The organism is Arthrobacter sp. ASL1 (assembly GCF_056680475.1).
In genome coordinates this window covers 1,405,709-1,418,047 of record NZ_CM155284.1, presented here as the reverse complement: position 1 = coordinate 1,418,047, position 12,339 = coordinate 1,405,709, and the positions used below count along the sequence as shown (strand labels likewise).

Below are 12,339 nucleotides of genomic sequence, written 5' to 3'. Positions count from 1 at the left end.
GGCTTCGGCCCCCACGCGCAGTCTGCGTGGGGGCCGAAGCCAGTTCAGCCGTCGTCGTGCTCGGTGAGGTCGATGACCTCGAGCACCTCGGAGGGTGGGTTGAGCATGATGGCCGCCTCGTCGCGGCGGTGGCGCAGGACCGTGTCGATGTAGGAATCGATGGTCTCGGACAGGGGCACGTTGCTGCCGCGGCGTTCGGAGATGAACCAGCGGTGCTCCAGGACCTCGTGGACCAGCTGTGCCGGTTCGAGCTTGCCGTGCAGTTCGCGCGGGATCGCGTCGGTGATGCGCTGGAAGACGTCGCGTACCCACATCGCCGCGTTGATCTCCTCGTCCAGCTCCGGGTGCTTGCGGACCCGGTAGGCGTCGATGTCGTTGAGCAGCCGGCGGGCCTGGAACTCCTGGACGTCCAGGCCCGTCAGGCGCAGCAGCCGACGCTGGTGGTGGCCGGCGTCGACAACCTTCGGCTGGATCTGCAGCTGAGCGCCGTCGGGGGTGGTGCGCAGGGCGATCTCGTCGACGTCGAACCCGAGCTTGTTCAGCCGCCGGATGCGTTCGTCGACGCGCCAGCGTTCCTGCAGGTCGAAGCGGTCCTGCCCGGTGAGTTCCTTCCACAACCCGTGGTAGCTGTCCATGATCTGCTCGCTGGTGGACAGCGGATCCACGGTTTCCTCGATGAGCCCGGCCTCCATCAGGTCCATCAGCTCCCCGGCGATGTTCACCCGGGCGATCTCCAGGTCGTATTCGCGCTGGCCCTCGGAGAGCTCGGGGTAGAGCTCTCCGGTCTCGGCATCGACCAGGTAGGCGGCGAAGGATTCGGCGTCGCGGCGGAAGAGCGTGTTGGACAGCGACACGTCACCCCAGTAGAAACCGACCAGATGTAGCCGGACCAGCAGCAGCGCCTGCGCGTCGATGAGCCGGTGGAGGGTCTTGCGTCGCAACCGCTGGGAGAACAGGGCCCGATAGGGCAGGGAGTACTTCAGGTGCCGGGTGACCAGGACCGGGTCCAGCTCCCCGCCGTCCTCGTCGAGCCGTCCGGCGATGACGGCGACCGGCTCCACGCAAGGCACACCCAGCCGGTTGAGCTTGCGCAGCATGTGGTATTCGTGCCGGGCGATGTGCTCGCCGGTCTCCTTGACCGCGATCACCGTCTCGCGCAGCAGGGCGAAGCGGACCACGTGGCGGGAGATGCCCCGGGGCAGCGCCGCCAGGTTCCGGGCCGGCCAGTCCTCCAGCCGGATGTGCCAGGGCAGGTCCAGCAGGGCGGAGTCCATGGTGGCGGAGGTGATGTTCAGCGACCCGCCCAACGGGGGCCGCGCCGACTCGTCGAGCACGGTTTCGCGGGGGAGCTTGCCCCGCTGGGTGTAGTCGGTGGGTTCGTTGTGCCAGCTGGCGTAGTGGCGGGTCATCGCATCCTCGGTTCGGCGCTGGTCCCGGGCTGGCCCGGACGGGAACGACGGCGGCCCCGCCTTCACGAGGGAAGGCGGGGCCGCCGTCGGCTGCGGTTTCTGCTACTCGGATTCGGCCAGTGCGTCGACGTCGGAGAGCGACGCCTGCGGGGCGCCGGCGGATGCCGGGTCACCCAGCCGCAGGCCCGTCCGCGTGTCGAACATGTGCACGTGCCCGGCCGCCGGGCGCACGTGCATGGTTTCGCCCTTGAACGGGGGCTTGCGGCCGTCCACGCGCAGCACCATCGGGATCTCCCGGCCGTCGAGCAGGGCGTGGCCGTACACGTAGGCGTCGGCGCCGAGCTCCTCGACGAGGTCCACCTCGACGGCCAGGCCTCCGCCGGCGGTGACCTGTTCCAGGTCCTCCGGGCGGACGCCCGAGGTGATGGTCTGGCCGTTGGCCGACGCGAGCACGTCGGCGTCCACCGGGTAGGTGTAGTCACCGAACTGGATGCCCTCGGCGACGACGGGCAGCTCCAGCAGGTTCATGGCGGGGGAGCCGATGAAGCCGGCGACGAAGACGTTCATGGGCCGGTCGTAGAGGTTGCGCGGGGAGTCGACCTGCTGCAGGATCCCGTCCTTCAGCACCGCGACGCGATCGCCCATCGTCATGGCCTCGACCTGGTCGTGGGTCACGTACACGGTGGTGACGCCGAGGCGGCGGGTGAGCGAGGCGATTTGGGTGCGGGTCTGCACCCGCAGCTTGGCGTCGAGGTTCGACAGCGGCTCGTCCATGAGGAAAACCTGCGGGGAGCGGACGATGGCGCGGCCCATGGCCACACGCTGGCGTTGGCCGCCGGAGAGCGCCTTGGGCTTGCGGTCCAGGTAGTCCTCGAGGTCGAGCAGCTTGGCGGCCTCGCGGACCCGTTCGGCGCGTTCGGCCTTGTCGATGCCGGCGATTTTCAGCGCGAAGCCCATGTTGTCGGCGACCGACATGTGCGGGTAGAGCGCGTAGTTCTGGAAGACCATGGCGATGTCACGGTCCTTGGGTGGGACGTCGGTGACGTCTCGGTCGCCGATGAGGATGCGGCCGGAGTTGACGTCCTCCAGCCCGGCGAGCATGCGCAGCGAGGTCGATTTCCCGCAACCGGAGGGGCCGACGAGGACGAGGAACTCACCGTCCGCGATGTCGAGGTTGAGCTTGTCGACTGCGGGCTTCTGGGTTCCCGGGTACAGCCTGGTTGCGTTGTCAAAGGTGACAGTGGCCATGATTGATCAATCCCTTCACGGGCAGGTACGTGCCCGACGATCCGTTGTGAATGGTGTCACAATCATCGCACGCCGAGGACCATTTGCAACAGGTCCGGGACATCGCCAATTCCATCGACCCGGAAACCGGCTCGCGTCATGCCGGGGCCGACCTTCACGCCGATGTCGCCGGGGCGCAGGACCGCGAAGGCGTCCTCATCGGTCACGTCGTCACCGGCGAAGAGCACCGCGTCGGCGTCGACGACGTCACGCAGCCACTCCAGCCCGGAGCCCTTGTCCGCGCGGATGACCGAGCACTCCAACACATTCTTGCCATCGCCCAGGGTCAGGCCGCCCAGGGGCTCCAGCCGCCGGCGGGCCTCGCGGAGCGCGGCGGTGCCCACCGTGGGTTCGGCTTGCCGTACATGGAGCACGACGCCGGCCGGCTTGTGTTCCAGGGTGGTTCCCGCATGCGCGGCGACGATCTCCTCCAGTACGGCACCCGCGGTGGTGAGCAGGTCGGCCTGGGCGTCGTCGAGGCGGATGGAACTGCTTTCGGTGCCGGCCAGGACCTCGGGAGCCCAACGTTCGCCACCGTGGCTGCCGACCAGCAGGACCTCCGGCCCCGGCTGGGCTGCGGCCCGCAGACCGGCCAGATCCCGGCCGGAGAGCAGCGCGGTGACGGTGTTCTCCGCCTCGCCCAGCTCGGCGAAGGCCTCCGCCGAGGCGGGGAGCGCACGGGCGTCAGCCGGGAGGTCGACAAAAGGTGCCATGGTCCCGTCGAAGTCCATCGCCACCAGCAGCAGTCGGACGTCGCGCAGTCCGTCGAGGGCCAGGCGCAGGCCGGCATCCAGCGCCATGGCTAGTCGTCCTCCGATTCGCCGGCCGAGGCCAGCGAATCCAGAAAGTTCCGCGACCAGCGCGCGACATCGTTGGTGGTGACATGGCGGCGCATGATGCGCATCCTGCGGGCGGACTCCTGTTCGGGCATGCGGACGGCTTCCATGATCGAATCCTTGAGCCCGTCGATGTCATGGGGGTTCACCAGTACGGCGTGCCGTAGCTGGTCCGCTGCACCGGCGAATTCGCTGAGCACGAGCGTTCCACGGTTGTCGGCGTGGGCAGCCACGTACTCCTTGGCGACCAGGTTCATGCCGTCGCGCAGCGCGGTGACCAGCATGACGTCGGCCGCCAGATACAAGGCGACCATCTCCTCGACCGGGTAGCTGTGGTGCAGGTAGCGCACGGCTATGTGGCTCATGGTGTCGTACTCGCCATTGATGCGCCCCACGCTGCCTTCAACGTCCTCGCGCAGGGTGATGTAGTGGTCCACATGCTCGCGGCTGGGGCTCGCGACCTGGACCAGGGTGGCCTGTCCGACGCTGAGCTCCTGGTCGGCCAGCAGCTCGCCGAAGGCCTTGATCCGATGCCGGATGCCCTTGGTGTAGTCCAGCCGGTCGACACCGAGCAGGATCACCTCGGGGTTGCCCAGGTCGGCGCGGATCTCGCGCGAACGCTCCCGCACGTCCGGGTCCTCGGCGAGCTGGGCAATCAGGGCCGAGTCGATGGAGATGGGATGGGCCTCGGCGCGGGCGATCCGGCGCGGGGTGCCGTCCTCGTCCTGGACGTGGACGCGCTGGGATTTCACCGTGAAGCCGAGGTAGCGGCGCACACAGCGCAGGAAGTTGTTGGCATCGGACTGGCGTTGGAAGCCGATCAGGTCGGCGCCGAGGATCCCCTCCAGCACACGGTGCCGCCACGGCAGCTGGGCGAAGATCTCCAAGGGAGGGAACGGGATGTGGTTGAAGAAGCCGATCTTCAGGTCCGGCCGCATGGCCCGCAGCAAGCGTGGGACGAGTTGGAGCTGGTAGTCCTGAACCCACACGGTGGCGTTCTTCGAGGCGGCTGCCGCGGCGGCCTCGGCGAAGCGCACGTTGATCTCGCGGTAGCGGTCCCACCAGGTGCGGTGGAACTCCGGGGGCATGATCACATCATGGTAAAGGGGCCACAACGTCGAGTTGGAGAACCCCTCGTAGTACAGCTCGACGTCTTCCTGGCTCAGCGGCACCGGGACCAGGTGCATGCCGTCCTCGTTGAACTCCTCGAGCTTCTCGTCTATCGCCCCATGCCAGCCGACCCATGCGCCGCCGGCCGAGGCCATCACCGGCGCCAGGGCGGTGACCAGGCCTCCGGGGGAGCGGCGCCATTCGGCGTCCCCCGCGGCGGTTGTGACGCGGTCCACCGGCAGCCGGTTGGCCACCACGACGAAATCGAAGTCGCCGGTCACGGCCTTCTTGGGGGCGGTCACGGGCGCGCGGCGTTCGCGTGACGCCGCAGTACTGCGGGGATCCTGGGTGCTGCTTACTGTGTCGGGCACGGCTTGCCTCCTTGGCCTGCGGGACGATACCTCTGGCCCCGAGCTTATGCGGCATGGATCGGCAGTGCATTCTTATGTGCCGGGATGGCCAGAGCCCGTTCACGGGAGACACACAGCATTGGTGCCCTAAACTAGGTGGGGATTCCCCGACCGACTCCTCCACAGAAGGAATGTTCTTTCATGGCATCAAACGCCCCGCGGCCCAACAAGGCCGAGAGGACTGCTACCGCCCGCGAGCAGGCACGCAAGGTCTACGAACAGCAGCAGGCCGCGTCCAAGCGCAAGTCCCTGTTCCTAAAGCTCGGCGTCGTCGTGGCCGTCGTGGTGATCATTGCCGTCATCGCGACGATCATCGTGCAGAACAACAACAACAATGGTGACGTCGCCGCGTCCGGTCCGGCGCCCGCACACGGCAACCAGTACGGTGGCTACACGCTGACCACCGACGGATTGGCCGCCACCTCTGCCACCACCGTGGACATGAACCAGATCCCCGAGGCAGGAACAGGCGCCGACGGCAAAAAGTTGCCCGCCGGCCTGCAGACCGCCAAGAAGGGGGAACCGGCTCACGTCGTCGTCTACGCCGACATGAGCTGCCCCGTCTGCAAGCAGTTCGAGGCGCAATATGGCGCCGAGCTGACCAAGATGTCCGAGGCCGGGGACATCGAGCTGGAATACCGGATCGCCACGTTCCTAGACCGCACGTCACCGACGAACTACTCCTCGCGTGCAGCCAACGCGGTGGCCTGCGTCGCGGATTCCAAGCCGGAGGCATTCAACGACTACCTGACGGCCTTGTTCAAGCAGCAGCCCGAGGAAGGCAGCGAGGGCTTGCCGAACGCGAAGCTGGCCGAGATTGCCAAGCAGTCAGGTGCCGGCGATATCTCCTCCTGCGCCGACGGAACCAAGTTCCGTCCCTGGGCCCAGTTCGTGAACACCACGTTCAACAAGTACGAGGTCGGCGGGACCCCTGCCGTCTATGTCAACGGCAAGGAATGGGACATGCAGTCCCAGGACCTGATGCAGCTCCTGGACAAGGCCGTGGCCGACAGCAAGTAATCCGGCTGCACAGGCTCCCAACGGATGGCCCCGCTTCAGCGGGGCCATCCGTTTTCCGCTCGGCAGTGCACTTGGGCTAATCTTGATCATGCTGCCGGTCTTCCGGCAGATCCGCCTCCTTAGCTCAGTTGGCCAGAGCACCTGTCTTGTAAACAGGGGGTCGCCGGTTCGAATCCGGCAGGGGGCTCGCGCAAACGCCCTTGTCAGAGCCTTCCGAGGTTCCGGCAAGGGCGTTCTTCATGTCCGATATACCTTTCAGTGTGTGCAATGTGTAAACAGGGGCCGGTTTGCGGGGCACCATCGACGAGGCGCGGGACGCCGCATCACGGGACGCCGACGCGATCAAATGCGTGAACGTGTTCGCCGTCGTAGCGATGTTGAAGTGCCGCAGCCGCTTCGACGCCAGGGCGATGTCCGCGCCGGACGCGATCAACAGCGAGGCGTGCTCATGCCCGGATCCGTGGAAAGTCATCTTCGGTAGGTCCGCCTCGAGTCGCAGCTTCTCGAACTGGCGCGTCACATAGGTGGGCTGCAGCGGCCGGCCGTCATTCGTCGTAAACACGTGCCCGGTGTCCGTCCACGGATCGCCCCCACTCGTCACGCTCGGCATCCTGACGGAACCGCCACGCCATGAGCGCGCCCACTGCCGCGTCGTCGAGCTCCACGAGCGCCTTGGACGACTTGTTCTTCGCATCCTCCTGGTCGAGCACCGCGCCGTCGACCTGCACGCGGGTGTTGCGGACCATGAGCACGCGGGCCGCAAGGTCAACGTCGTTCCATCGCAGGCCCGTCACTTCGCCGCGGCGCAGGCCGGTGAACATGACCACCCCGCAAGTCCAGAAGTCCTGACAAGGGCAAACAAGGCCGTGAGCGCAAAGTGAGAACACCCAAAACCGAAGGGCCGACCGGCCAAACCACTAAAAGAGGGAACACCATGACCGCCCAGGAACTCACCGCCCGCCTGTCGAAGCTGAACAAGGACTACACCATCGCCCAGCGCGAAACGGCCACCCACCACGACCCCGACCTGACCGTGAAAGAGCTGCAAACCGACCGGGCCAAGCTGACCGAACGGAACCGGGCGAAGTACGCCGCCGCGGCCGCCAGCATCCGAGCACTGGCGGGCGGCGTCCGCGTCGACGTGGATTCAGCCACGCGCCGGACCACGAAGCCCGAGGGATCGACCCGTGACGGATGGGAACGCGCCAAGATGCTGTTGGACGCTGGCCGGGGCCTTGCCGGCGTCGTGAAGAACGCCGACCCGGCCATGCTCTACGGCATCAAGGAATGGGCACCCACCTACCACGACGCCCAGCGGGGCCCGGAGACGCTGAGGGAGGGACTGACCGGCGGCCGCGGCCCGGTGGACGTGTCCGCCCTGGATCGCTCGGTAACGACCCGGTGGGCCGACCTGACCGGAGACAAGGCGCTCGCGTCCGCACTGGCCGAAGCCCCGCACCTGGCGCAACTCGACGCGGCCTTGTCGTCGGCAGAACTCACGGCATCCGGCCACCACGCCGGAGGGGGACTGGTTGGGGCCCTGTCCGCCCACTACGCAGGACAGGTGGCCGGTGTCGACCTCAAGGCCGCGGAGTCCGACAATGCGTGACGCGGGAGCCAAGCCGCAGCGTGACGCCGCCCTCGACGTCGTCGACGGCACCCGGTTACGGGACGCCGCGGTGGACCCGAAGGCGAGCGACTATCAGCCGCCCGTGAATGCGGGGGAAGGGCTGCACCCGCACGGCCCGCCGGTGGTCAGCTTGCAGGCGTTCAGCCCCCGCAGCGGCAACCCGCCCGTCGTCGTCCCGCCCGACGACGCAGCCTGACCCCACCAGACTCCCTGTGCCGTCGGAACCTCCGAGCCGGCGGCGCAGGGGCACCATCGCCCCGCTTGGGAATCGGATTACGCGCCGTGGCGGACTCGCTGATAGATTACGAAGCGTAGGTGTGTTCCGTTGCATGGTGGGGTAGCAGATATGGGATCAAGCGACTTCCCCTCGATGGACGCCAAGAAGCTCCTCAAGATCATCAAGCGGCTTGGGTACGAGTCATCTGGGAATGGAAAAGGCTCCCATGACGTTATGAAATGTCCAGGCCGGAAAAACATCACGTGGAGCTTCCATTCGGGCAAAGAAATAGCCGGAGGTCTTGTCAAGCAGTTGCTGATGAGACAGATTGGACTCAGCTACCAAGAGGCGAAGGAGGCCGTAAGTGGTAAATAACGCGCAAATGATTCTAACCTCTTGGGGAGACGGGTTCGCCTGTTCGGTGGCAAGTCCTCAACTTCCCGGAATTGTCGCGGCTTACGATCAATTCCCGCCGGCAACAGTCTTGCATCAACTGGCTGTGGCAGCTGGTCTGGATCCGATAGGGACCTTTGATGTTCACGTCGAAAACGCTCTTGAAGTTCTAGATCGGCAGTATTTTGTCCGGGCACGACAGGATTTCAACAGTGGTGCAAGAAGTAGAGTTGCCGCTCATATCGCAGGGGCGATTGAGCTTGATGAAAACCTTCGATCTTACGCCGAGTCGGATGCGCTTGGTGATTTCGTGTTCGTTGCCGCGTTGGCGGAAGATCGTGTTCGCGACGTGATGGCCTCTGCAGCCGCAGATCAGCCGATTACGGTTGGGGCTCCAAATGGCGAGGGGTCGATTGACTTTGTCGGCTTGTCCCTTTCGTCGACGGACAGCCATCGTAAGAACCTGACTGATTTCGGACTTGATGAGGATGCTCGAATAGGAGACCTCATGGGCCGAATCAACGGCACTGACGGTGTCGAGCCCGTTCGGCACGAGCATTTATTGGTTGGCGCCTAAGCGATCTTGGACATGCGCATTTAGTTCCGACAATGCGTCCGCGACAGTCAAGATAACCGCGGCGGCATTACTCGTTCTCCGCGGAATCGCAAGACTGTCCATCGAGACTTAGCCAGCGACGTATTGCCTGAGGTAACACCTGAACCGGCACTCCTTCCCACATGTCCTCGACGCCGTGGGCCGGGATCTCATAAAGGGGTTTTAGGCCTCGGCCCATGATAAGTTACATGCGATACCCCCTCGCTGGGGCCATTCGGATGTAGCTCAGTTGGATAGAGCAGTTGCCTTATAAGCTTCTGGTCGCGGGTTCGAGTCCCGCCATTCGCTTCCATTGGTCCGATGCGGCGCAAGCCCCGGTCCCTTTGGCATGTCCGCATGAACTTCGACCGGTCGATTCGCTTAGCTGAAAATAGTCATGCCATACGCTGATCCGGTTGGGCTATCGTTCGATGTGACTGGCCGCATAAGGCCGGCGGAAACGAACGAGGAGGCCATGATGGCAGAAGAACAAGGCGGCACCACAATGAGCGAGATGCGAACTAAGGCTGCGTTTCAGCAAGCCAAAACTCAGATCGCGCTTCTAGAGGAACTGCGCAGCTCGTTGGAGAAGGGTCATGGGGCTGCAGCGGCGAATCTGGCCAAGAGCTACGCTCTGATCAGTGGCACGTATTCAGGCAACATTGACTAGCTAGCCTCAAAGGGTGCGATCTCCTATGGGATCGCACCCCGCTACCGACCTTCCCGCGGACATTACCCCAATTGCCCCGGCTCGATCGCCACAGTACGCGACGGGAAAACCTGCATCCGCAACTGTGCCAACTCCGCATTCTTGATCATCAACCTAGCGGTTAGCTCTGCCAGGAGTTCGGCGTCTGGGATTTGAGACAATGGCATCGCCTGTGCGGCAGGAGTCGGTTCTCGTAAGTCGTCGAGTGTGGCCGCGCTTGGATCCCTGCCCGACTCGAGTAGTTGCTGCACGGCGCGGGCCGCCACCCGAGGGCGTCCGTAATCTTTCGACGCGTTGCCGACTGCGGCACGACTTTCCCGCCTCCAACATGTAGAGGGCCCCCACTGCCACGCCGGCACGCTTCGCCAGCTCAGTACGGGAGAGGCCCATTTCCGCGGCCGCCTCCGTTACCAGTTTGCCAATGCGACGTTTCACCTGTTCGCTTGTCATGGGGACAGTCTGCCCGTCAGATGGCTATACCTCGCCGCATTCGCCCTTCGGCACCATCGGGTGACCATAAAGGATCCAGGATGTGCCGTCCTTCTCCATCAAGGACACGTGCTCGACGTCGCCGAGTTGGACGACGGCCTCGCAAACTGCGATAGCCTGCTGGGCTGCCGGCGACCCGTCCGCGCCCCGCGGGTCGACGAGATCCGTTTCGACGACGATGCGGCCCGGGTCGGTCTCTTCGGCTTTCAGCACGTGGTCTCCGGCCACCTTCTGGACTTCCGCGGTGCGGTCTAACGCCGGGGCCACGCTCGTTGCCGCGGCCGCCTCTGGCGAGGACGGGGCGGGCTCTTCGGTGGGCGTCGAGCATCCGGCCAGCAGCAATCCGGACAGCAGGACGGCGGCGATCTTCTTCTTCATGGTTCCCCCAGTGTTGTTGTGTCAAGCTATCGTATGGGCTCGGAAGCAATCGACCTAGCCGAGCCTGCGAGATTCGACGGGACGCACACACCCTGCTCGCACAGAGCGCATACGTCGTAGTCAGAGCGAAGTCTGTTGTTCTGCTGACAAGAGACCAGCGCTCGACCATCGCACGAAAATACCTTGTGGGAAAATTGATTTTGCCCCTAAATGTCGGGGTTTACCGGTAGAATGGAGACAACAAGTTACACCAACACCTCGGAAGCAAGACCCCTAACAGGTCCTGCTTTCGTTTTTCGTTTAAGGGACGATCACATGCCCCAGCTTTCCACCCGCCAGGTCCACAACGCGACCCGCCTCATCATCCCCATCGCCGGCACTGAATACGAGGTCGCGCCCGTATGGGATACCGCACGCCGCAACCTCGTCGAGCTCATCGACAACATCACCCGAATCGCCAAGGGGCAGAACACTCGAGGCTTCCAGAGCATGGCACTCGCCCGGGTGAACTTCCAGAAGGTTGCCCTTGGTGACTCGGCGGCCCGGATGCGTGATTCCGGACTGGGCTGGGACACGATTAACCGCGCAGCTTCTGCGGCCGCGAAGTGGCACCTCGAGGGGTTCGCCGCGACGCGTGACGCGTGGGCCGAGCTGGCGGCGGTCTGACCATGGCGCTCAGCTTGGGAGAAGTCAGCGCGATCATCGGCCTCGACGCCGGCCCGTTCGAAAGCGGGATCAGCAAGGCCATGGACTCCCTCGGGTCGTCGAAGTGGCAGGTGGCCGCAGGCACCGCCGGAGTCTCCGCCGAGACCGCCCTGGCCGCAGGACGGTCTGGTGTGCACCGATGTGGGCACAGACTGCTTGATACGGGCAGGACAAGGAGGACGGTGAAGGCCTGAATCCCCATAGTCCGGACTGTCAGATATTCTCCGGACGCTCAAGACTTCTGGTCACGTTCCTTATAAACAGGGGGTCGCCGGTTCGAATCCGGCAGGGGGCTCCACGAAGTACCGGCATACCTTTCCGTGATGGAGGAGGAGCCGGCTCACCTCGCCCCTCCACGGCGGTTTGTTTGGCGGTCCTGCGCTCCCACGACAGATCGACGGTTCAACTTTTTTGAGCCGGATGCCAACGGGTGGAACGTTCCTGCGGGGTTCGTGCTCACCTAGCGGTGCCATCGGTTCACGGGGGAGCTGAGGGGGTGCCGGTGCGCCCCGAAAGGCGGCCAGGGACAAAGTAGAACAGCCCCAATATGATGCAGACGGCCAAGGTCAGGTACGGCGTCACGAGCCCCAGCAATGCCGCGATCAGATATGCCGGGATGGCCACCGCGCCCCGTAGCAGGAGCGCGCGTTGCTGCGCCCGCGTCAACGGAACGCGCAACAGATGCCGCCGACGCACCAGGATGAGGTACTGCAGTCCCCAAAACACGAACGATGTCACCAGAAACGAACCGGCATAGACTACGGCCGCCAAATGGCCGCCGGCCCCTGCGTCAAGGTACGTCGCGAACAGCGAGGTGCTGAAGGGTAGGGCGACGATGCACATCAGGAGCAACAGGTTCACCACGAGCACCGCATGGTCCACCGCTTTCAACCTCCGCAAGGCCGCATGATGGTTGAGCCAGTAGACCCCGATGGCCAGGAACGATATGCCATAGGCCAGGAAATTGGGCCACAGCTCGCCGAGGCGGTGTGCGAGGTTACCTCCTTCGCCGGGCTCGGGCACTCGCAGGTCCAGCACGAGCAACGTAATGGCCACTGCGATGACGCCATCGGAGAACGCCTCCACCCTGCCGAGCCCGTAGCGGTCCTGACCCGAGCTGCCGGATCGATGGTTGCTCGTCATGCTTGCCC

General features: G+C 64.8%; 16 protein-coding genes, 2 tRNA genes and 1 pseudogene. 10 read left to right on the top strand and 9 right to left on the bottom strand.

The annotated features are described in order from the left end of the window. Positions 1–44 precede the first annotated feature (44 nt). The 4 genes from AC1MEQ_RS06745 to AC1MEQ_RS06730 all read right to left on the bottom strand — a co-directional run bounded on the left by AC1MEQ_RS06745 (position 45) and on the right by AC1MEQ_RS06730 (position 4,944). The gene (locus AC1MEQ_RS06745; RefSeq protein WP_479795126.1) at positions 45–1,409 is read right to left on the bottom strand and encodes a DUF4032 domain-containing protein; all 1,365 of its coding nucleotides are present in this window, start codon (positions 1,407–1,409) and stop codon (positions 45–47) included. A gap of 102 nt (positions 1,410–1,511) precedes the next feature. After that, on the bottom strand, positions 1,512–2,657 hold the full coding sequence (locus tag AC1MEQ_RS06740) for an ABC transporter ATP-binding protein (protein ID WP_479795124.1): 1,146 nt from the start codon (positions 2,655–2,657) through the stop codon (positions 1,512–1,514). A gap of 62 nt (positions 2,658–2,719) precedes the next feature. Further along, on the bottom strand, positions 2,720–3,496 hold the full coding sequence (gene otsB, locus AC1MEQ_RS06735; RefSeq protein WP_479795122.1) for a trehalose-phosphatase: 777 nt from the start codon (positions 3,494–3,496) through the stop codon (positions 2,720–2,722). A gap of 2 nt (positions 3,497–3,498) precedes the next feature. After that, positions 3,499–4,944, bottom strand: a complete 1,446-nt coding sequence (locus AC1MEQ_RS06730; protein WP_479796076.1) for an alpha,alpha-trehalose-phosphate synthase (UDP-forming) — start codon at positions 4,942–4,944, stop codon at positions 3,499–3,501. A 249-nt stretch (positions 4,945–5,193) separates the two neighbouring features. Here AC1MEQ_RS06730 and AC1MEQ_RS06725 point away from each other — a divergent pair, with 249 nt between their 5' ends. Next, positions 5,194–6,072 (top strand): DsbA family protein, encoded by an 879-nt coding sequence (locus AC1MEQ_RS06725; protein WP_479795120.1) that lies wholly within the window; start codon positions 5,194–5,196, stop codon positions 6,070–6,072. Positions 6,073–6,185: 113 nt separating this feature from the next. Further along, positions 6,186–6,259 (top strand) — tRNA-Thr (locus AC1MEQ_RS06720). 216 nt (positions 6,260–6,475) lie between these two features. On the opposite strand, the pseudogene AC1MEQ_RS06715 reads toward AC1MEQ_RS06720, so the two are convergent. Continuing rightward, positions 6,476–6,682: pseudogene (locus AC1MEQ_RS06715) on the bottom strand (hypothetical protein); the annotation flags it as partial. Beyond that, positions 6,618–6,899 carry a site-specific integrase gene (locus AC1MEQ_RS06710; protein ID WP_479795118.1) on the bottom strand — a complete coding sequence of 94 codons (282 nt, stop codon included), beginning with the start codon at positions 6,897–6,899 and terminating at the stop codon, positions 6,618–6,620. The pseudogene AC1MEQ_RS06715 and the gene AC1MEQ_RS06710, both read right to left, overlap by 65 nt. A 107-nt stretch (positions 6,900–7,006) precedes the next feature. Between AC1MEQ_RS06710 and AC1MEQ_RS06705 the strand changes: the two genes are divergently transcribed. The 6 genes from AC1MEQ_RS06705 (at position 7,007) to AC1MEQ_RS06680 (ending at position 9,577) form a co-directional block, all read left to right on the top strand. Further along, entirely contained in the window at positions 7,007–7,681 is a 675-nt protein-coding gene (locus tag AC1MEQ_RS06705) for a hypothetical protein (RefSeq protein WP_479795116.1), read from the top strand. Then, positions 7,674–7,898: a hypothetical protein gene (locus AC1MEQ_RS06700; protein WP_479795114.1), complete on the top strand. Its 225-nt coding sequence runs from the start codon at positions 7,674–7,676 to the stop codon at positions 7,896–7,898. The genes AC1MEQ_RS06705 and AC1MEQ_RS06700 overlap by 8 nt, the downstream gene beginning before the upstream one ends. Before the next feature lie 150 nt (positions 7,899–8,048). Further along, on the top strand, positions 8,049–8,294 hold the full coding sequence (locus tag AC1MEQ_RS06695; RefSeq protein ID WP_479795112.1) for a type II toxin-antitoxin system HicA family toxin: 246 nt from the start codon (positions 8,049–8,051) through the stop codon (positions 8,292–8,294). Continuing rightward, positions 8,284–8,889 (top strand): hypothetical protein, encoded by a 606-nt coding sequence (locus AC1MEQ_RS06690; RefSeq protein WP_479795111.1) that lies wholly within the window; start codon positions 8,284–8,286, stop codon positions 8,887–8,889. Before AC1MEQ_RS06695 ends, AC1MEQ_RS06690 begins: the two co-directional genes overlap by 11 nt. Before the next feature lie 254 nt (positions 8,890–9,143). After that, positions 9,144–9,216, top strand: a tRNA-Ile gene (locus AC1MEQ_RS06685). A gap of 166 nt (positions 9,217–9,382) precedes the next feature. Next, positions 9,383–9,577, top strand: a complete 195-nt coding sequence (locus AC1MEQ_RS06680) for a hypothetical protein (protein WP_479795109.1) — start codon at positions 9,383–9,385, stop codon at positions 9,575–9,577. A 153-nt stretch (positions 9,578–9,730) separates the two neighbouring features. On the opposite strand, the gene AC1MEQ_RS06675 is transcribed toward AC1MEQ_RS06680, so the two are convergent. Continuing rightward, on the bottom strand, positions 9,731–10,006 hold the full coding sequence (locus AC1MEQ_RS06675; protein WP_479796075.1) for a helix-turn-helix domain-containing protein: 276 nt from the start codon (positions 10,004–10,006) through the stop codon (positions 9,731–9,733). An 84-nt stretch (positions 10,007–10,090) separates the two neighbouring features. Beyond that, a complete protein-coding gene (locus AC1MEQ_RS06670; protein WP_479795107.1) occupies positions 10,091–10,483 on the bottom strand; it encodes a hypothetical protein in 393 nt (130 codons plus the stop codon). 315 nt (positions 10,484–10,798) lie between these two features. Between AC1MEQ_RS06670 and AC1MEQ_RS06665 the strand changes: the two genes are divergently transcribed. Both AC1MEQ_RS06665 and AC1MEQ_RS06660 read left to right on the top strand, forming a co-directional pair. After that, positions 10,799–11,149 (top strand): hypothetical protein, encoded by a 351-nt coding sequence (locus AC1MEQ_RS06665; RefSeq protein WP_479795105.1) that lies wholly within the window; start codon positions 10,799–10,801, stop codon positions 11,147–11,149. A 14-nt stretch (positions 11,150–11,163) separates the two neighbouring features. Next, on the top strand, positions 11,164–11,382 hold the full coding sequence (locus AC1MEQ_RS06660) for a hypothetical protein (protein WP_479795104.1): 219 nt from the start codon (positions 11,164–11,166) through the stop codon (positions 11,380–11,382). Positions 11,383–11,665: 283 nt separating this feature from the next. Here the strand turns inward: AC1MEQ_RS06660 and AC1MEQ_RS06655 are convergent, their stop codons facing one another. After that, entirely contained in the window at positions 11,666–12,331 is a 666-nt protein-coding gene (locus AC1MEQ_RS06655) for a TMEM175 family protein (RefSeq protein ID WP_479795102.1), read from the bottom strand. Positions 12,332–12,339: the final 8 nt, after the last annotated feature.

Excerpts from the sequence above, each read along its gene's own strand:
- AC1MEQ_RS06745 (WP_479795126.1), bottom strand. The coding sequence starts at position 1,409 with ATGACCCGCCACTACGCCAGCTGGCACAACGAACCCACCGACTACACC.
- AC1MEQ_RS06740 (WP_479795124.1), bottom strand. The coding sequence starts at position 2,657 with ATGGCCACTGTCACCTTTGACAACGCAACCAGGCTGTACCCGGGAACC.
- otsB (WP_479795122.1), bottom strand. The coding sequence starts at position 3,496 with ATGGCGCTGGATGCCGGCCTGCGCCTGGCCCTCGACGGACTGCGCGAC.
- AC1MEQ_RS06725 (WP_479795120.1), top strand. The coding sequence starts at position 5,194 with ATGGCATCAAACGCCCCGCGGCCCAACAAGGCCGAGAGGACTGCTACC.
- AC1MEQ_RS06705 (WP_479795116.1), top strand. The coding sequence starts at position 7,007 with ATGACCGCCCAGGAACTCACCGCCCGCCTGTCGAAGCTGAACAAGGAC.
- AC1MEQ_RS06700 (WP_479795114.1), top strand. The coding sequence starts at position 7,674 with ATGCGTGACGCGGGAGCCAAGCCGCAGCGTGACGCCGCCCTCGACGTC.
- AC1MEQ_RS06695 (WP_479795112.1), top strand. The coding sequence starts at position 8,049 with ATGGGATCAAGCGACTTCCCCTCGATGGACGCCAAGAAGCTCCTCAAG.
- AC1MEQ_RS06680 (WP_479795109.1), top strand. The coding sequence starts at position 9,383 with ATGATGGCAGAAGAACAAGGCGGCACCACAATGAGCGAGATGCGAACT.
- AC1MEQ_RS06675 (WP_479796075.1), bottom strand. The coding sequence starts at position 10,006 with ATGGGCCTCTCCCGTACTGAGCTGGCGAAGCGTGCCGGCGTGGCAGTG.
- AC1MEQ_RS06670 (WP_479795107.1), bottom strand. The coding sequence starts at position 10,483 with ATGAAGAAGAAGATCGCCGCCGTCCTGCTGTCCGGATTGCTGCTGGCC.
- AC1MEQ_RS06665 (WP_479795105.1), top strand. The coding sequence starts at position 10,799 with ATGCCCCAGCTTTCCACCCGCCAGGTCCACAACGCGACCCGCCTCATC.
- AC1MEQ_RS06655 (WP_479795102.1), bottom strand. The coding sequence starts at position 12,331 with ATGACGAGCAACCATCGATCCGGCAGCTCGGGTCAGGACCGCTACGGG.